Origin of the sequence: Pseudoduganella lurida, assembly GCF_007830455.1 — a bacterium.
Lineage (GTDB): Bacteria > Pseudomonadota > Gammaproteobacteria > Burkholderiales > Burkholderiaceae_D > Rugamonas > Rugamonas lurida.
The window spans coordinates 29590-47967 of the sequence record NZ_VLLB01000014.1 but is presented as its reverse complement, the minus strand read 5'-3'; the positions used below and the strand labels follow the sequence as shown (position 1 = coordinate 47967).

Annotated in this window: 16 protein-coding genes; 5 read left to right on the top strand and 11 right to left on the bottom strand. The window is 65.6% G+C overall.

Annotated elements, in window-relative coordinates:
* Nucleotides 1–192 precede the first annotated feature (192 nt).
* The 5 genes from IP91_RS24925 to IP91_RS24905 are packed head-to-tail and all read right to left on the bottom strand — an operon-like array spanning nt 193 to nt 5252.
* Nucleotides 193–2352: a type IV pilus secretin PilQ gene (locus tag IP91_RS24925; protein ID WP_145653129.1), complete on the bottom strand. Its 2160-nt coding sequence runs from the start codon at nt 2350–2352 to the stop codon at nt 193–195.
* Nucleotides 2349–2882 carry a pilus assembly protein PilP gene (locus IP91_RS24920; RefSeq protein ID WP_145653127.1) on the bottom strand — a complete coding sequence of 178 codons (534 nt, stop codon included), beginning with the start codon at nt 2880–2882 and terminating at the stop codon, nt 2349–2351. Before IP91_RS24920 ends, IP91_RS24925 begins: the two co-directional genes overlap by 4 nt.
* On the bottom strand, nt 2879–3544 hold the full coding sequence (locus tag IP91_RS24915; RefSeq protein ID WP_199754757.1) for a type IV pilus inner membrane component PilO: 666 nt from the start codon (nt 3542–3544) through the stop codon (nt 2879–2881). The genes IP91_RS24920 and IP91_RS24915 overlap by 4 nt, the downstream gene beginning before the upstream one ends.
* Entirely contained in the window at nt 3544–4176 is a 633-nt protein-coding gene (locus IP91_RS24910) for a PilN domain-containing protein (protein ID WP_145653123.1), read from the bottom strand. The genes IP91_RS24915 and IP91_RS24910 overlap by 1 nt, the downstream gene beginning before the upstream one ends.
* Nucleotides 4176–5252, bottom strand: a complete 1077-nt coding sequence (locus IP91_RS24905; protein WP_145653201.1) for a pilus assembly protein PilM — start codon at nt 5250–5252, stop codon at nt 4176–4178. Before IP91_RS24905 ends, IP91_RS24910 begins: the two co-directional genes overlap by 1 nt.
* Nucleotides 5253–5594: 342 nt before the next feature.
* Between IP91_RS24905 and IP91_RS24900 the strand changes: the two genes are divergently transcribed.
* Both IP91_RS24900 and IP91_RS24895 read left to right on the top strand, forming a co-directional pair.
* Nucleotides 5595–7919, top strand: coding sequence for a penicillin-binding protein 1A (locus IP91_RS24900; RefSeq protein ID WP_145653121.1), 2325 nt, complete (start codon nt 5595–5597; stop codon nt 7917–7919).
* A 70-nt stretch (nt 7920–7989) separates the two neighbouring features.
* Complete coding sequence (locus tag IP91_RS24895; RefSeq protein ID WP_145653119.1) at nt 7990–9510, top strand: SulP family inorganic anion transporter; 1521 nt, start codon at nt 7990–7992, stop codon at nt 9508–9510.
* A gap of 65 nt (nt 9511–9575) precedes the next feature.
* On the opposite strand, the gene cyaY is transcribed toward IP91_RS24895, so the two are convergent.
* Nucleotides 9576–9920: an iron donor protein CyaY gene (gene cyaY / locus IP91_RS24890; RefSeq protein WP_145653117.1), complete on the bottom strand. Its 345-nt coding sequence runs from the start codon at nt 9918–9920 to the stop codon at nt 9576–9578.
* Nucleotides 9921–9960: 40 nt separating this feature from the next.
* On the opposite strand from cyaY, the gene lptM reads away from it, so the two are divergent.
* Both lptM and lysA read left to right on the top strand, forming a co-directional pair.
* Nucleotides 9961–10158, top strand: a complete 198-nt coding sequence (lptM, locus tag IP91_RS24885) for an LPS translocon maturation chaperone LptM (RefSeq protein WP_199754755.1) — start codon at nt 9961–9963, stop codon at nt 10156–10158.
* Nucleotides 10159–10162: 4 nt separating this feature from the next.
* A complete protein-coding gene (gene lysA / locus IP91_RS24880; protein WP_145653113.1) occupies nt 10163–11452 on the top strand; it encodes a diaminopimelate decarboxylase in 1290 nt (429 codons plus the stop codon).
* Nucleotides 11453–11485: 33 nt separating this feature from the next.
* Here lysA and msrQ read toward each other — a convergent pair whose 3' ends face one another.
* From msrQ to IP91_RS24855, 5 genes are all read right to left on the bottom strand, one after another.
* Nucleotides 11486–12121 carry a protein-methionine-sulfoxide reductase heme-binding subunit MsrQ gene (gene msrQ / locus IP91_RS24875; RefSeq protein ID WP_145653111.1) on the bottom strand — a complete coding sequence of 212 codons (636 nt, stop codon included), beginning with the start codon at nt 12119–12121 and terminating at the stop codon, nt 11486–11488.
* A complete protein-coding gene (msrP, locus tag IP91_RS24870) occupies nt 12121–13095 on the bottom strand; it encodes a protein-methionine-sulfoxide reductase catalytic subunit MsrP (RefSeq protein WP_145653109.1) in 975 nt (324 codons plus the stop codon). The genes msrQ and msrP overlap by 1 nt, the downstream gene beginning before the upstream one ends.
* A 100-nt stretch (nt 13096–13195) precedes the next feature.
* Nucleotides 13196–14554: a c-type cytochrome biogenesis protein CcsB gene (ccsB, locus tag IP91_RS24865; RefSeq protein WP_145653107.1), complete on the bottom strand. Its 1359-nt coding sequence runs from the start codon at nt 14552–14554 to the stop codon at nt 13196–13198.
* 33 nt (nt 14555–14587) lie between these two features.
* Nucleotides 14588–16693, bottom strand: a complete 2106-nt coding sequence (locus IP91_RS24860; RefSeq protein WP_145653105.1) for a cytochrome c biogenesis protein ResB — start codon at nt 16691–16693, stop codon at nt 14588–14590.
* A gap of 57 nt (nt 16694–16750) precedes the next feature.
* Nucleotides 16751–17422 carry a c-type cytochrome gene (locus tag IP91_RS24855; RefSeq protein WP_371860649.1) on the bottom strand — a complete coding sequence of 224 codons (672 nt, stop codon included), beginning with the start codon at nt 17420–17422 and terminating at the stop codon, nt 16751–16753.
* Between the two features lie 183 nt (nt 17423–17605).
* Here IP91_RS24855 and yihA point away from each other — a divergent pair, with 183 nt between their 5' ends.
* Nucleotides 17606–18367 (top strand): ribosome biogenesis GTP-binding protein YihA/YsxC, encoded by a 762-nt coding sequence (gene yihA / locus IP91_RS24850; RefSeq protein ID WP_145653103.1) that lies wholly within the window; start codon nt 17606–17608, stop codon nt 18365–18367.
* Nucleotides 18368–18378: the final 11 nt, after the last annotated feature.

Here is an 18378-nt window from a genome sequence, read left to right as displayed (position 1 = left end):
AAAAATACGTTCTGCATCGCGTGTTCGGATTAGCTCATGTGCCAGCATTGTAAACCGTGCGCGCGAAGGGGCCTTTGAAAGGGAACCGGCGTGTATAAAGTGGACTATAAAGGGGACAGGCACCTATTTTCGGGCAACACCTGTGTTGCCCGAAAATAGGTGCCTGTCCCCGATGTGACGATATCCGGCCGGTCAGCGCGACGACAGCTTGTCGGCCACGATCTTCGGCGTGATGAACACCAGCAGTTCGGTCTTCTCGTTGGTGCGGCTGGTGTTCTTGAACAGGTAGCCCAGCACCGGCACGTCGCCCAGCAGCGGCACCTTCGAGATGGTGGTGCGTTCGGTCTGCTGGTAGATCCCGCCCAGCACCACGGTGCCGCCGTTCTCCACCATCACCTGGGTCTTCACGTGCTTCGTGTCGATCGCGAAGCCGGCGCGCGTTTCGGCGCCCACGCTGTCCTTGTTCACGTCCACGTCGATGACCACATTGCCGTCCGGCGTGATCTGCGGCACCACCTCGAGGCGCAGGTTGGCCTTGCGGAACACGATCGACGTCGCGCCGCTGCTGGTGGCCACCTGGTACGGCAGCTCCAGGCCCTGCTCGATCATGGCCGGCGACTTGTCGGCCGTGACCACGCGCGGGCTGGAGATGATCTTGCCCGTGCCATCGGCTTCCAGCGCCGACAGTTCCAGGTTCAGGAAACGGTTGGCGGCCGAATTGAAGAGCGACACGGCCAGGCTGCCCGCCGCCACGCCATTGATCGGTGCGGCCGGCAGGTTGATGAACTGGGTGTTGCCGAAGTCGTTCGTCGCATCCGTCATCTCCACCTGGCCGGTCAGCTGGCCGGCGCCCGTCATGTTGCCGCTGACGAGGGCGTGATTGCCGCCGTTCGTGCCCTTGAAATCGGCGAAGCCCAGCTTGGCGCCCAGGTTGCGCGTGAAGCCGTCGTTGGCTTCCACGATGCGGGCCTCGATCAGCACCTGCTTGGTGGCGATATCCGTCTTGGCGATCAGCTTGCGCACTTCCTCCAGGCGCGACGGGATGTCGGTCACGAACAGCTGGTTGGTGCGCGGTTCGATGATCGCGCTGCCCCGCTTGGACAGGATGCGGTTCTTCACGTCGCCGCCGCCATCCAGGCCGAACACCATCTTGAACGCCTCGGCCTTCTGGTAGTTCAGCTGGAAGATCTCGGACTTGAGCGGCTCCAGGTCGGCGATCTGGGCGCGCTGCTCGAGCTCCAGCTTTTCCTTGGTCAGCAGCTCTTCCTTCGGCGCGATCCAGATCACGTTGCCGTTCTTGCGCATGTCCAGCGCCTTGGCCTGCAGCACCACGTCCAGCGCCTGGTCCCACGGCACTTCCTTCAGGTGCAGCGTCAGGCTGCCCGTCACGCTGTCGGACGAGACGATGTTCAGGCCCGAGATGTCGGCGATCGCCTGCAGCGCGGCGCGCACGTCGATGTTCTGGAAGTTGAACGACACCTTCTCGCCGCGGTAGCCCTGGGTGCCCTGCACCAGCCGGTTCGGGTCTTCCTTGATCGGCTTCACGTCCACCACCAGCTGCGTGTCGCTCTGGTACACGCTCTGCTCCCACAGGCCCTTCGCCTCGATCTGCATGCGCACGTTGTCGCCCTGCGGCGACGTGGTGACGCGCGTGACGGGCGTGCCGAAATCGGTCACGTCGAGGCGGCGGCGCAGCGCTTCCGGCATGGCCGTCCTGAGGAAGTCGACGGTCACGCCTTTCGGGCCCTGGCGCACATCCACGGCCACCTGGTTGTTCGGCAGGTCGACGATGATGCGGCCTTCGCCTTCGCTGCCGCGGCGGAAGTCGATGCCTTTCAGCGAGGGCTTGCCGGCCACCCTGACCGGTGCGGTGACCGATGCTGCGGCCGTAGTGGCAGCGGGCGCCGTCACCGGCAGGCCGCGGCTGTCGAGGGCCGTGGCGGTGCCGCCCGAACCGTCGATCGTCACGATCACGTTCCTGCCGTCGATGGCGGTGGCGTAATTCAGTGTGCGCTTCAGGTTCAGCACGAGGCGCGCGCGGTCGCCCGCCTCCACCACGTTCACGCTGCGCAGGTCGCCCAGGTTCACTTCCTGCGACGTCTTGCCGGTGGCATTGGCGGTCTTGCCGAAATCGAGCGCGATGCGGGCCGGATTGGTGATGGCAAAGCCCAGCGGCGCCTTGTCCGGCGCATGGTTCAGCGCGATGCGCACGATCACGTTCGCGCCCTGCTGGTTGGCGGTGATTGATTCGATCGCGTTGCCTTGCTGCGCTCGCGCAGGCGTCTGCAGTAGTGCCAGGCAGGCCAGCGCCAGCGCGGCGCCGCAGCGGCGCAGGGTATCGGTGGCGCTCATTGTGTGTTCTCCTTGCTTTCCTGCAGTTCCAGTTTTGCCGCGCGTTCGACCCATTCGCCGCTCGCATCCTGTACGGTTTCCGTCACATTGACGGCGCTGTCGGTAACGGCCGTGATCCGGCCGTAGTTCTGGCCAAGACGCTGTCCGGCGCGCACCTGGTACACGGCGCGGTCGATCTGCAGCAGGGCGAAGATGGCGCTGCCCTTCTGCAGCGTGCCCACCATCTTCATCGTGTCGAGCGGGAAGCCCTCGAGGAATTCCTTGCGGCGGCCCGTGTCGGGCGCCAGGCCCGTGCCGGGGCGGGCCCGTTCGCCCTCCGACAGCAGCTTGTTCGGGTTGAACGGGTCGGGCTGGCCGGCCGACGCATAGGCGAACGGCACGAAGGTCTTCGGTTCGGACAGCGGCTTGACGGCCACGCGCGTGGTGGCATCGACTTCCTTCATCCACTGGCGCACTTCCTGTTCGTCGCGGTCGCCGCAGCCGGACAGGAAGAGTACGCAGCACAGCGCGGCAGCGCTCAAGCTCTTCATTTCTTCCCTTCCTTTTTCTTCTTCTCGGCCGCGGCCTGCTTCTGCGCCGCCACTTCTTCCTGGTCCAGGTAGCGGAACGTCTTGGCCACCGCATTCAGCGTCAGCGCGCCATCCTTGTTCGTCACCAGCTCCATATTGTTGAGCGTGACGATGCGTGGCAGGTTCGCCATGTCGCCCGCAAACGCGCCCAGGTCGTGGTAGTCGCCCGTCACCTTGATGTCGATCGGCAGTTCGGCGTAGTAGTCGCGCACCACCACCTGGCCCGGCTTGAACAGCTCGAACTGCAGGCCGCGGCCCACGCCGGCCTGGTTGATGTCCGACAGCAGCGCCGCCATTTCCGCCTTGCTGGGCAGCTGCTTCTCCAGCCGCACCACGTACCGGTCCACCTGCGCCTTCTGCGCCGTCAGCGCATCCAGGTTGACCGCCTGCGCCGTCTTCAGGCGGTACTGGTCGCGCAGCTGCTGCTCCTGGGCGGCGCCGGCATCCTGTTCCTCGAACTGGCCGCTCCAGTAGCCGAAATAGCCCAGCACCACCACGGCCAGTGCCACGCCGATGCCGCACAGGATGCGCGGCGCCAGCGGCCACTGACCCGGATGCACGCCGTTCAGGCCGCGAAATTGCGCGGCCAGGCCGGCTGTCAGGTCCTTCACGTCGGTTGCCATCAGCTTGCCTTGCTCGGAGGCGCGGAACCGGGCTTGCCGGCTTCCTCGCGCTGGTCAGAAGAGTCGTCCTTGTCGCGCGGGCGCTTGATGCCGACCACCAGCGAGAATTCCACCACCTTGCGCGGGTTCTTCGCCTGGCCGATCACCCCGGCCTTCACCTCGATCAGGTCCGGGCGCTCCAGCCACGGCGAGCCGCCGGCCAGGTTGCGCAGCAGCTCGGACACGCGCTCCTGCGACTGCGCGTAGCCGTCCACGGTCACGCGCTGGCCATCCTGCTTGAAGCCTTTCAGGTACACGCCGGCCGGCGTCTGGCGCACCAGTTCGTCGAGCAGGTAGACGGGCTGGTTGCGGTCGCCCTGCAGGTCTTCCACGGCCTGCTGGCGCGCCTTCAGCGCCTCGATTTCCTGCTTGAGCGTGGCGATGCGGGCGATGCGCACGTCCAGCGCGGCATTCGCTTCCTGCAGCACACGGTTGCGCTGTTCCTGCACGGCGATGGTGCGCGCGTTGTAGCCGCCCACCGCCAGCACGATGGCCACGCCGGCCAGGCCGGAGAGCACCATCAACGCGGCAAACGCCTTCTTGCGCTGCTTGCGCTTTTCCTCGCGGTGCGGCAGCAGATTGATGCGAACCATCAGCCGAACCTCCTCAGGGCCAGTCCGCACGCTACCAGGTAGGCGGGCGCGTCGGCGCGCAGCTGCTGTTCGCGCACGCCCGGGGCCAGCTGCATGCCCTTGAACGGCGACAGCACGGCGCTGGAAATGCGCGTGCGGCTGGCGATCATGTCCAGGAGGCCGGGCAGCATCGCGCAGCCGCCGGCCAGGAAGATCTGGTCGATCTTGGTGTACGGCGTGGAGGTGAAGAAGAACTGGATGGCGCGCGTGACTTCCAGCGCGGCCGATTCCAGGAACGGCTGCAGCAGGTCGGTGGCATAGGTGGCCGGCAGGTCGCCCGATTTTTTACGCGCTTCCGCTTCCTCGAACGCCAGGCCATGGGCGCGCACGATGTCCTGCGTCAGCGAGTTGCCGCCGAACGGCTGCTCGCGCTCGTACACGGTCACGCCGTTGAGCATCACGGAAAACTGCGTGACGGAGGCACCCACCTGGAACAGCGCGATCGCCTGGCCCGCGCCGGCGCCGGGCATCTGCGCCGTCACGCGGTCGAGCGCGGCGCGCGCCGCATACGATTCGATGTCCATCACGGAAGCCTTCAGGCCGGACGCCTCGGCGACGGCCACGCGGTCCTCGACCTTCTCGCGGCGCGCGGCGGCCAGCATCACCTCGATGTCGTCCTGCGAACTGGCGACGGGGCCGATGACATCGAAGTCCAGGCTCACTTCATCGAGCGCGAACGGGATGTACTGGCTCGCCTCCGACTCCACCTGGACTTCGAGCTGTTCTTCGGACAGGCCGGCCGGCAGCACGATCTTCTTCGTGATGACGGCGGTGGACGGCATGCCGAGCGCCGCGTTGCGGGCGCGCGTGCCGCTCTTCTTGACCAGCCGGCGCACGGCATCGACCACCTGGTCCAGGTTTTCGATATTGCCGTCCGCAACGGCGCCGCGCGGCAGGGGCTCGACCGCGCAACGTTCGACACGAATGCCGTCCTTGCCCGCATCGGTCAGTTCGACCAGGCGCACGCCGGAGCTGCTGATGTCGAGCCCCACCATCGGGGGCACGGCAGCGCCAAACAGGGACTTCAGGTCAGGCATCATTCGAACGCTCCCGGGTGGCGCGGCCCGTCGGCCGCACCATGGTGATTTGCATTTTTGGAAAAAAATCCTTTGAAAACCGTCGCTTAGGTGCAAAAGGCGCGACAGCAGGACGGATGCTAGCAATTCCACAGAGCAACTGTAAAGGTATTTCTGTGCCGTGCGCCCGTATTGATGTGCGCCAGAAACCACACAGTTTTCACTCTGTATAGCTGGCCCGGCAAGACAGTTGTTTCGTTACTCACGGCCAATTTTGTGTCATGACCCTGCCAGCCTGCGGGTGCGCGCGCGGGGGGAGCACTGACTTATAATGCTTGCACTAAATTAAGGAAGCCGCCCCGCATGACTGCCCCGAACACCGCCAAGAAGCCCAAGTCCCCGAAAAACCTGCTGCTGCTCGCGCTCGGCTCCCTCGTTGGCCTGGTGCTCGTCGTCGTGCTGCTGGTCGTGTTCGGCCTGGCGCTGGCCTACCCCAGCCTGCCGTCGCTCGACACGCTGACCGATTACCGCCCCAAGATGCCGCTGCGGATCTACTCCGCCGACAATGTGCTCATCGGCGAGTTCGGCGAGGAGCGCCGCAACCTGGTGCGCTTCAAGGATATTCCGGACGTGATGAAGAAATCCGTGCTGGCGATCGAGGACGACCGCTTCTACGAGCACGGCGGCGTCGATTACTGGGGCATCCTGCGCGCGGCCGTGCACAACGCCACGGGCGGCGCGCGCCAGGGCGCCTCCACCATCACGCAGCAGGTGGCCCGCAACTTCTTCCTGTCCAGCGAACAGACGCTGAAGCGCAAGGCCTATGAAGCGCTGCTGGCCTGGAAGATCGAGCAGAACCTGACCAAGGACCAGATCCTCGAGGTCTACATGAACCAGATCTACCTGGGCCAGCGCGCCTACGGCTTCGCATCCGCCGCGCAGATCTATTTCGGCAAGCCCCTGAAGGACCTGACGATCGCCGAATCGGCCATGCTGGCCGGCCTGCCGAAAGCCCCATCGGCCTACAACCCGGTGGTCAACCCGAAGCGCGCCCGCACGCGCCAGCAGTACATCCTGCAGCGCATGGCGCAGCTGGGCTACATCACGCCGGCGCAGTATGAACAGGCAAAAGCGGAACAGCTGAAGGTGAAAACGGACAGCAGCGAGTTCGGCGTGCATGCCGAATACGTGGCCGAAATGGCACGCCAGCTGGTCTACGAACAGTTCAAGGAAGACACCTACACCCGCGGCCTGAACGTGTTCACGACGATCACGAAGGCCGACCAGGACGCCGCCTACCTGGCGCTGCGCAAGGGCGTGATGGATTACGAGCGCCGCCATCCCTACCGCGGCCCGGAAGCCTATGTGGACCTGCCGCGCAACCGCTCGGAAGCCGACGAAGTGATCGAGACGGAACTGGCCGAGCACCCGGACAGCGACGATATCGTGGCCGCCATGGTGCTCACCGCCTCGCCGACCAAGGTGACGGCCATGACGGCAGCCGGCGAGGAGATCAGCATCACCGGCAACGGCCTGGCGATGGCGAAATCCTGGCTGTCCGAGAAGGCGGCGCCGAACCGGCGCGTGCGCCGCGGCGCGGTGATCCGCGTGATGCAGGACGAGAAGGACTGGGAAATCACGCAGATGCCGGAGATCGAGTCGGCCTTCGTGTCGGCCAGCACGGAAGACGGCGCGATCCGCGCGCTGGTGGGCGGCTTCGACTACAACCGCAACAAGTTCAACCACGTCACGCAGGCGTGGCGCCAGCCCGGCTCCTCGTTCAAGCCATTCATCTATTCGGCGTCGCTGGAGCGCGGCCTGTCGCCGGCCACCATCATCAACGATGCGCCGATCTCCTTCGACGCCGGCCAGACGGGCGGCCAGGCCTGGGAGCCGAAGAACTACGACGGCCGCTACGAAGGCCCGATGTCGATGCGCCGCGGCCTGACGAAATCGAAGAACATGATCTCGATCCGCATCCTGCACAAGATCGGCGCGAAATATGGCCAGGAGTTCACCACGCGCTTCGGCTTCGAGGCCGACAAGAACCCGCCCTACCTGACGCTGGCGCTGGGTTCCGGCGCCGTCACGCCGCTGCAGATGGCCGGCGCCTACTCCGTGTTCGCCAACGGCGGCTTCAAGGTCACGCCCTACCTGATCTCGAAGGTGACGGATGCGAACGGCCGCGTGCTGTCCCAGGCCGCGCCGGACCGCGCCGGCACCGAAGGCAACCGCGTGATCGACGAGCGCAATGCCTTCCTGATGGACTCGATGCTGAAGGACGTGGCCCGCTACGGCACCGCCGCGAAGGCGCAGCAGATGCTCAAGCGCCCCGACCTGGCGGGCAAGACGGGCACCACGAACGACTCGATCGACGCCTGGTTCGCCGGCTACCAGTCGAAGCTGGTCGGCATCGCCTGGATCGGCTACGACCAGCCGAAGAACCTGGGCAACCGCGAAACGGGCGGCGGCCTCGCCCTGCCGATCTGGATCGGCTACATGCAGAAGGCCCTGAAATCGATCCCGGTCGAGGAGCGTGCGGTCCCGGAAGGCATCATCGCCGCCAACGGCGACTATTACTACGCGGAGAACCCGCCGGGCGTGGGCGTGGAGAGCCTGGAAGGCGCCACCCGCGGCACGCCGGAAGAGGAAAAGGCGCGCGACGCCGTCAAGAACGAACTGTTCTGATTTTTTCGGACCGGGCCGCGCCACCGCACCTGCTGCGGTGGCGCGGCCTTTTTACATGATTGCGACTGCAATGCCTCTGCTCCCTGCTTCCCCCGCTTCCCCTGCCCAACTGCGCACCGACCTCCTGTCCGGCATCACCGTGTCCCTGGCCCTGGTGCCGGAGGCCATCGCGTTTGCCCTGCTGGCCCACGTGGGACCGCTGACGGGCCTGTACGCCGCCTTCATCGTCTGCCTCGTCACGTCGGCACTGGGCGGCCGGCCCGGCATGATCTGCGGCGCCGCCGGCGCGCTGGCCGTCGTGATGACGGGCCTCGTCGTCACGCACGGTGCCGAATACCTGTTCGCGGCCGTGATCCTGATGGGCGTGTTCCAGCTGCTGTTTGCCGCGTTCAGGCTGGGCAAGTTCATCCGCATGGTGCCGCACTCCGTCATGCTGGGCTTCGTCAACGGGCTGGCGATCGTCGTCTTCATCGCCCAGTCCGGCCACTTCCGCGTGAACGGCCAGTGGCTGCAGGGCGCGCCGCTGTGGACGATGCTCGGACTCGTGGTGCTGACGATGGCCGTGACCTACCTGCTGCCCCGGCTGACGAAGGCGGTGCCGGCCTCGCTGGTGGCGATCCTGGCCGTGTCGGGCCTGGTGGCGGCGCTGGGCATCGAGACGCGCACGGTGGGCGACATGGGCTCGATCGCCGGCGGCCTGCCGTCCTTCCACCTGCCGCAGGTGCCCCTGACGCTTGAAACCCTCACAGTCATCCTGCCCTACTCGCTGATCCTGGCCGCCATCGGCCTGATCGAAACGCTGCTGACCCTGAACCTGATCGACAGCATCACCGATACGCGGGGCCGGCCCAACCGCGAGAGCATGGCGCAGGGACTGGCCAACATCCTGAGCGGCCTGTTCGCCTCGATGGGCGGCTGCGCCCTCGTCGGGCAGAGCATGATCAACATCGACAACGGCGCGAGGCACCGGCTGTCCGGCATCACCGCGGCCGTCGTGCTGCTCGGGTTCATCGTGCTGCTGTCGCGCTGGATCGAGATGATCCCGCTGGCCGCGCTGGTGGGCGTGATGGTGGTGGTGTGCGAGAAGACCTTCGCGTGGGGCAGCCTGCAGGCGCTGCGCCGGATTCCCCGGCAGGATGCGGTGATCGTCGTCGGCGTCACCGTGATCACGGTGCTGACGGACCTGGCGGTGGCCGTGCTGGCGGGCGTGGTGTTCGCGGCGCTGGTGTTCGCGTGGCAGCACGCGAAGGAGATCCGTGCGGCCATCTCGACCGATGCACGGGGCTGGAAGGTCTATACGCTGAAAGGCTCGCTGTTCTTTGCCTCGACGGCCAGCTTTGCCGCCCTGTTCGATCCGAAGGACGACCCGCAGCACGTGGTGATCGAGTTCCGCGAATCGAAGGTGGTGGACCACTCCGCCGTGGAAGCGATCGACGCGCTGGCGGTGCGCTACCGCCAGGCCGGCAAGACGCTGCACCTGCGCCACCTGAGCCCGGACTGCCTGGAAATCCTCGGCAATGCCAAGGACATGGTCGAGGTGAACGCGTTCGAGGATCCCCACTACCACATCGCCGACGACCGGCTGGGGTAACTAGATCGGCCGAACGTTGCCTGAAAAATGGGGACAGACCCCATTTTTCGGGCAACTTCTGCCGCTTATGGATTCGCGCTGACCACCACCGGCGCGCCGCCCGACTGCTCGGTGGCGATCTGCGACAGCGCATCGAACAGTTCGCTGCCGCCATCGCGCGTGTTGATCCATTGGCCGTCGAGGTAGCGGTAGTGGAAGCCGCCCGAGCGTGCCGCCACCCACAGCTCCTGCATCGCGGCCTGGCTGTTGACGATCACCTTCGAGCTGTTGTGCAGGAATTCGATCTCGAGCACATTGCCGCTGCGGCTGCATTCCACGTCCAGGTGGTCGGCATCGTTCAGGCGGTCCAGCGCCGCTTCGATGGCGTTCAGGGTGCTGTCGGCCAGGTCCAGGAATTCGGTTTCGGTCATGCTAAACTCTCACGGTTATTTTCATGCCCCCATTCTAATCGTGAAGTCCACTCTGGCGTTGCCGCTCCTTGCCGTTTCCCTCGCAGTGCTGGTCACCGGCTGCGGCCAGACCGGCGCCCTGTACCTGCCGAAGCCTCCCGCCGCCAAGGCGCAGAAGACCGACGCGGATCTCGGCAAGCCCGGCGTGGCACCGCCATCGGCCCCGGTTCCTTCGACCCCACCCGCATCACAACAGTAACCACATGTCCCATTTCGCTTATCAGGACGGCGTGCTGCACGCCGAGGGCGTCGCCCTTTCCGCCATCGCCCAGGAATTCGGCACGCCCACCTATGTGTACTCGAAGGCCCGGCTGCTGGAGAACTTCGACGCTTACGCCAACGCCTGCGCGGGCCGCGACGCGCTCGTGTGCTACGCGATGAAGGCCAATTCCAACCTGGCGATCCTGGACCTGCTGGCCAGACGGGGTGCCGGTTTCGACATCGTCTCCGGCGGCGAACTGCTGCGCGTGATCGCGGCCGGCGGCGACCCGCACAAGGTGATCTTCTCCGGCGTGGGCAAGAGCGTGGACGAGATGCGGCTGGCGCTCGAGCACGACATCCTGTGCTTCAACGTGGAGTCGATTCCCGAGCTGCACCGCCTGAACGACGTGGCCGGTGCGCTGGGCCGCAAGGCGCGCATCTCGCTGCGCGTCAACCCGAACGTGGATGCCAAGACGCACCCGTACATCGCCACCGGCCTGAAGGCCAGCAAGTTCGGCGTGGCGTTCGACGATGCGCTCGCCACCTACCGCGTGGCGGCGCAGCTGCCGAACATCGACGTGGCCGGCATCGACTGCCATATCGGCTCGCAGCTGCTGGACGACACGCCGCTGCTGGAAGCGCTGGACCGCCTGATCGAACTGATCGACACGCTGGCGGCGGAAGGCATCCACCTGCACCACCTCGACATCGGCGGCGGCCTGGGCATCGACTACGGCGTGGCCGGCGATGCCGCACCGGTGCCGGTCGGCGACTATCTGGGCCGCCTGTTCCAGCGCATCGACGCATGGCGTGCCGGCCAGCACGGCGGCAAGGGCATCAAGGTGATATTCGAGCCGGGCCGCTCGATCGTGGGCGACACGGGCCTGCTGCTGACGAAGGTGGAATTCATCAAGCACGGCGAAGAGAAGAATTTCTGCATCGTCGACGCGGCCATGAACGACATGGCGCGCCCGGCCCTGTACCAGGCGTGGATGGACATGCAGCCGGTGGTGCAGCGCGAGGCGCGAGGTGAGGTGGCCGGCGCGGTGTTCGACGTGGTGGGCCCGATCTGCGAATCCGGCGACTGGCTGGCGCGCGACCGCGAGCTGCCGGTCGAAGCGGGCGACCTGCTGGTGATGAAGACGGCCGGTGCCTACGGCATGACGATGGCGTCGAACTACAACACGCGGGGCCGCGCGGCCGAGGTCATCGTCGATGGCGACCGCGTACACCTGGTGCGGCGGCGGGAGAAGCCCGCGGAGCTGTTTGCGCTGGAGAGCGTGATCGGCTGAATGTTGCCTGAAAAATGGGGTCTGTCCCCATTTTCAGGGCAACTTTTGGGCTTTCTGCCGGGCCCACCACACGCGCAGCAGGAGCAGCACGCCCACGATGCCGGCAAACAGCATCGGCTGCGCCAGGTCGTGCTTGGCGGACTTCATCCACCAGTAATGCAGCACGCCGAGCGGTGCGATCACGTAGACCAGCCGGTGCAGCCACAGCCAGTTCTTCCCGCCCAGCCGCTTGACCATCGCATTGGTGCTGGTCACGGCGAGTGGAATCAACAGCACGAAGGCAATGAAGCCGACGAGGATGAACGGCCGCTTGGCCACGTCCTTCAGCATTTCCGCCACGTCGAAGAAATGGTCGAACCACAGGAAGGTGGTGAAGTGCAGCAAGCCGTAGAAGAAGGCGTACAGGCCCAGCATGCGGCGCAGCTTCAGCAACCAGTTCCACTTCGCCAGCCGGCGCAGCGGCGTGATGGCCAGCGTGATGCACAGGAAGTACAGCGTCCAGTCGCCCGTGTTGCGGGTGATGTACTGCAGCGGTTCCACCAGCGCGCCCATGAACACGAGGTAGACGAGCTTCGCCAGCGGCACCAGCGCCAGCACGAACACGGCGGCCTTGATGCCGCCGATCTGTTTCGCGGTGAGGGCGGCCAGTGGCGCGGTCGCACTCTTCATCAGAAATACCGCTTCAGGTCCATGCCCGAGTACAGCGACGCCACGTCATAGCCGTTGAACATCAGCGTCTTGCGCTTGCGGGCCAGGAAGGAATCCTCGCCGATGCGGCGCTCGGTGGCCTGCGACCAGCGCGGGTGGTCCACGTTCGGGTTCACGTTCGAATAGAAGCCGTATTCGGACGGCGCGCTCTTGTACCACGAGGTGCGCGGCTGGTCCTTGGTGAAGCGGATCTTGACGATCGACTTGGCCGACTTGAAGCCGTACTTCCACGGCACGACGATGCGCACCGGCGCGCCGTTCTGGTTCGGCAGCACGTCGCCGTACATGCCCAAGGTGAGCAGCGTGAGCGGGTGATTGGCTTCGTCCAAGCGCAGGCCTTCCACGTACGGCCAGTCCAGCACGCGGCTGTTCACGCCCGGCATCTGGCGCTTGTCGGCCAGCGTGACGAATTCCACGTACTTGGCGTTCCCCGTCGGCTCGACGCGCTTGATGATCTCGGACAGCGAATAGCCGACCCACGGAATCACCATCGACCAGCCTTCCACGCAGCGCAGGCGGTACACGCGCTCTTCCAGCGGCGCCAGTTTCAGCAGCGCGTCGATATCGAGCGTCACCGGCTTTTTCACTTCGCCTTCGATCGACACGGTCCAGGGCCGCGTGCGCAGCGAGCCCGCGTTCTCGGCCGGATCGCTTTTATCCGTGCCGAACTCGTAGAAGTTGTTGTAGTGCGTGGCGTCCTTCAGCGACGTGGCGTTTTCCTGCACCGAATAGGCGGGATTGCGCTTGGCCGCGAGCTTGGGCGCGGTGCCTTGCGCGAAGGCTTCGCGGGACAGCATTTCGATCAGTGCGCCGCTGGCGATCGAGCCGGTGGCGATCTGCTTGATGAAGTCGCGGCGCGCCTCGAACACATGGCGCGGCGTGATTTCGGAAGAAAACGGCAGGTCGATGCCGTTGGGCGAACGTTTGATCAGCATGACAGCTCCGGAATTGGTAGGTTGAAACGAACCTTACACGATTCCGGAAACTGCTAGATGACGGTTGGCTTAAAGGGTTTTACAAGGAAGTTTCCAAAAGTCACAGCTTGCCGTAGGAATGCAGTCCGGAGAGGAACATGTTCACGCCCAGGAAGGCGAACGTCGTCACGACCAGGCCGACCAGGGCCCACCACGCCGCCACGCGGCCGCGCAGGCCGGACATCAGCCGCATGTGCAGCCACGCCGCGTAGTTCAGCCACACGATCAGTGACCAGGTTTCCTTCGGATCCCATGACCAGTAGCCGCCCCAGGCCTCGGCTGCCCACAGCGCGCCCAGGATGGTGGCGATGGTGAAGAATGCGAAGCCCGCGGAAATGGACTTGTACATCACGTCCTCCAGCAGCTCGGCCGCCGGCAGGCGGTCGGCGATGCGGTGGCGCAGCAGGTTGGTGGCGGCGAACAGCACGGCCAGCACCACGAGGAAGCGGCTGGATACGAACATCGAGGCGCGCACGCCCTCGCCCGCGCCGCTGGCGTACACGCCGGCATTGCCGATGACGACGACGGCCAGCGGCGCGCCGACGAGCCAGATCCACAAGGTGCGCGTCGTCTCGTATTTGAGGAGGAAGGCCCAGGCCACCATCGCGGCCAGCGCGAACGTGCCGTAGCCGATGAAGTTGGCCGGCACGTGGATCTTCATCCACCAGCTCTGCAGCGCCGGCACCAGCGGCTGGATGTCCGACGCGCCGCGCGACACGGTGTACCACAGCAGGAAGCCGACGGCCGCCGAGATGATCAGCAGCACGAAGGGGCCCAGCTGGCGCGTGGCGTAGCGCTCCTCGTAATACAGGTGGAACATGGCCGTGATCAGGCAGAACAGGATGAACACTTCGTACAGGTTGGAGATGGGGATGTGGCCCACGTCCGTACCGATCAGGTAGGACTCGTACCAGCGCACCAGCATGCCGGTCAGGCCCAGCACCAGCGCGCCCCAGCACAGACGCGAGCCGATCGCGCCGCCGGTCGCCGAGCGCCCGACCAGGCCGATCCAGTAGAACAGGGTGGAGAGATAGAAGAACACGCTCATCCACAGGATGGCGGACTGGCTGGACAGCATGTAGCGCAGCCAGAAGCGCGTCTCGGCCGCGGCCAGGTCGCCGCCGTACAGGCCAATCGCCCCCAGCGCCAGCAGGAACGACAGGGGCATCACCCAGCGCACCGGCTTCCAGTGCCAGCCCAGCACCGCGAACACGGGGGCCGCGAGCAGCAGGATGGCTTCCTCGTACACGTCCATGTAGCTGCCGAAGCGGCTGAACGCGTACAGGGCGCCCGCCACCAGCGCCAGCGCGAACGCCCAGTCGAAGGCGGACAGGCGGCGGAAGTAGCCGGGCGCCGCCACGTAGCTTGCGGATGGGGAGGATGGCGGCTGGGCTGCCGGCTGGTTCTGCGTGATGTCCATGATGTTCTCCAAAAGCTGCCGGGTCCGTCCAGCTTACGCCGGTTGCGGCAGCTTTTCCTTCAATTCGTTGAATTCCCTGTCGAAATCGAGCGTGCGGCGCTGGGTACTCATCGCCATCAGCGCGTGGGCGCCTGCGCCATTGCCCTCGTCCGCGCGGATCCACACCCACAGGCGCCGCTCGCGGATGTAGAACATCGAGAACACGCCCAGTACCAGCAGCAGGCAGCCGAAGTAGACCACCAGCTTGCCCGGCGAGCGCGTGACCTGGAACACGGAAGCCTGCACCTGCGTGAACTCCTCCAGCTGCAGGTAGACGGGCGCGCCGTAGAAGAAGCTGTCCGACAGCGCGTTCATCGAGAACTGCAGCCAGCGCGCATGCGACTCGTCGGCCGCCACCGGTGCCAGGTTCGCCTCGCTGCGCGCCACCTGCCACAGCTCCCACAACGCGCCGTTCAGGATCTTCATGAAGATGTCCGCCGCCTTTTCCTGCTCGGCCTTCGGCACCTGCTCCAGGAAGCGGCTGACGGACAGGTAGCCGCCGGCCGCGCTGTCGCCGGCAAAGATCTCCAGGCTCTTCTGCGCGGACAGGGCCAGCTGCGACTGCATCGTGTCGGCGCCCTTCGCGGCCGGCGTCATGCGCTGCGCATACGCATTGGCAGCGCGGGTGCGCTGCGCCGGATCGTGCAGCGCGGCGCGCAGGCGCATCCAGTCGCGCACGCCGTGTTCGTCGTCCGCCGGAATGCGCAGGTAGCTGAACGGATCGCCCGGATTGGCACGCACGCCGGACAGGTACATCGGCACCCCGTCCAGCGTGACCGGCTGCATGTAGTTCTGGTACTCGCGCGCCTGGCCCGTCCTGTCGCGCAGCTTGTACTGCATGCTGGGGCCGACGTTCTTCAGGTCCTTGTTGTTGGGGTTCTTCGCGGCCGACCCCAGGTGCTTGCCGAGGCCCTGTGCGAACGTCTCGTCCAGCTTCCGGCCCTGCGCCACCGAGCGGGGATCCTGCGCCTTGTCCCGTCCTGCCGTGTTCTCCACATTGAAGGCGCGGAAGTCGCTCCACTCGATCGTGTACGCATCCGAAAGCTTCGTGGTGCCGTTCACTTCGCCGGCCAGGTCGAACTTGCGGGAACCCGTGCCCTGCATGGGGAACGCGCTGACCTTCAACTGGCTGCCGCCATCGGCAAAGCTGGACTGGTAGACGGCGATGCCCTGCCAGATGAACGGCTTGTTCACTTCGATGGTGGCCGTCTTCGTTTCCCCGGTGGCGTTGTCGCGCGCCACCACCTCGCTGGCGAACAGCTTGGGCATGCCGGTGCTGTAGAAATCGATGGTGAATTTCTTCAGCGCGATCGTGAACGGCAGCTCCTGGATCAGGGCGCCGTCGGGACGGGTGATGACGGCGGTGCCGCTCGTCTGCCCTTCGCCGATCACGCTGTTGCCGCGGAACGTGAGATTGCCAACGCCGAGGCGGTGCTGCGCCGGGATCTCCGCGATCACGCCGTCGCCGGGATACGGCACCTTGCCCATGAAGGCTTCCTGGAAGCGGATCGGCAGGTCGGAGTCCAGCGTGGCGCCGATGCAGATGACGACGATGGCGCTGTGCGCGAAGATGTAGCCGAACTTGTTGGCGGCGCCGCGCTTGGCCGCCACCAGCGTGCCGCCCTCCTTTTCCACGATCTTCGCCCGATAGCCCGCGTGGCCAAGTCGCTGCGCCAGTTGCTGCGCCAGTGCGCCCGGCGCCAGCGGCACGGTCCATTCGACCTTGTGATGGAAATTGCGCAGCGACTGTTCGCGCACGTTCTCGCGCCAGCTGCGCATGTCCTTCACCATCTTCGGCGCATTGCGGGCGATGCACAGGGAGGTCGAGAGCACCAGCACGGCCATCATCAGCAGGAACCACCAGGTGGCATACACCGAATACAGGCCGAGGCGCGCGAACACCTCGAACCAGAACGGCCCGAACTGGTTCACGTAGTTCGGCATCGGCTGGTTCTGCTGCATGATGGTGCCGATGACGGCGGAGATCGCGATCATCACCAGCAGGGTGATCGCGAACCGCATCGAGGACAGCAGTTCGAACGCTTCGTTCAGCGCCGGGCGGCGGGTATGGAGACGGATTCCGGTGGTGGTGATGCTCATGCGTTGTCTGCTGGGCGGCGCGCGGACGCGGCCGCCGGGGTTGTCATGCGGGCGGCATCATTTGAGGCCGGCCACGTAATCCGCCACGGCCTTGATCTCGTCGTCGGACATGCGCTGCGCGATCGTGGCCATCTCGGCGCTGTTGTTGCGGCCGTGGGCCTTGAAGAGGCCCAGCTGGGCGATCGTGTAGTCCTGGTGCTGGCCGCCGATGCGGGGGTACTTGGCGGGATTGCCGGCGCCGGCCGGGCCATGACAGCTGGCGCAGGCGGGCACGCTTTTCTCGGCGATGCCGCCCCGGTAGATCTTCTTGCCCAGGTCGAGCGTGGCCTTGTTCTTCGCAGCGCCCGGCTTCTGGCCCTGCGCGGCGAGATAGGCCGACACGTTCTTCTTTTCCTCGTCCGTCAGCATCTTCGCGTACAGCGTCATCACCGGCTGGTTGCGGGCCGGCTGCGTGAAGTCCACCAGCTGCTTGTACAGGTAGCCGGCAGGCTGGCCGGCCAGTTTCGGATTGACGGCGATCGTGGAGTTGCCGGCGGCGCCGTGGCAGGACACGCAGGCGGGCAGGCCGCGCGCCGTGTCGCCATCGGCATAGAGCGTGGCGCCCCTGGCCGGATCGACTTTCGGGGGCGCCTTGGCGGCATCGGGCGTTGCTGCAAACGCCGTGCCGGAGAAGACCACCATTGCAATGAACATCGAGCGCGAGGACCTGCGGTTTTGCATACGATTCATTCAGCCACCCTACGAAGCGAGTCAATAAAATGTCGGCAATGTCGTGCGGTCCGCCCTGTGCAGTGCAGCAAATCCCTATGTGCAGCTTATAGGCGGCGAACTACGGGTCGTAACTCCTTATTGTACAATAGCTTCCCGGCATAACTGCCTGTCTCTGTTGCAATTTTCTCCTCATCCCTCCTCATGTCCAAGATCTGGCAAGCCCGTTTTTTCACGACCGTTAACCACCTGCGCAACCTGCCCGACACCACCGTGCCGGAAATCGCGTTCGCCGGCCGGTCCAACGCGGGCAAGTCCACCGCGATCAACATCCTGTGCAACCAGAAGGGCCTGGCCTTCGCCTCGAAGACGCCGGGCCGCACCCAGCACATCAACTTCTTCTCGGTGGGTGGCGCGCACGTGGCGATGCACCGGCACGATCCCGTCAACATGGACGAAGTGCGCTGCCTGATCGCCGACTTGCCGGGCTATGGTTACGCGGAAGTGTCCGGCGACGCCAAGCTGCACTGGCAGCGCCTGCTGGGCGACTACGTGCAGCAGCGCGAGCAGCTCGCCGCGCTGGTGCTGATGATGGATGTGCGCCGCCCGTTCACGGACCTGGACGTGCAGATGCTGGAATGGTTCGCCCCGACGGGCAAGCCGATCCACTGCATCCTGACGAAGGCGGACAAGCTCACGCGCAACGAGAGCGTGAACGTGCTGCGCCAGACGCAGGCGCGGCTGGACAGCTACGTGGATGAAGAAGGCGAAGGCTTCCCGTTCACCGTGCAGCTGTTCTCGGCGCTCAAGCGCATCGGCATCGAGGAAGCCACGGCGAAGATCGAGGAACTGGCCGGCCTGAACGTCGAGCGCCCCGCCCCCGCCGCGGCGGCCGATGCGGCCAGCGACGAGGCAGCGGATTCACGCAATGCCGGCGACGATACCGCGGACGACAAGCCCGCCTGACCTCCGATCCG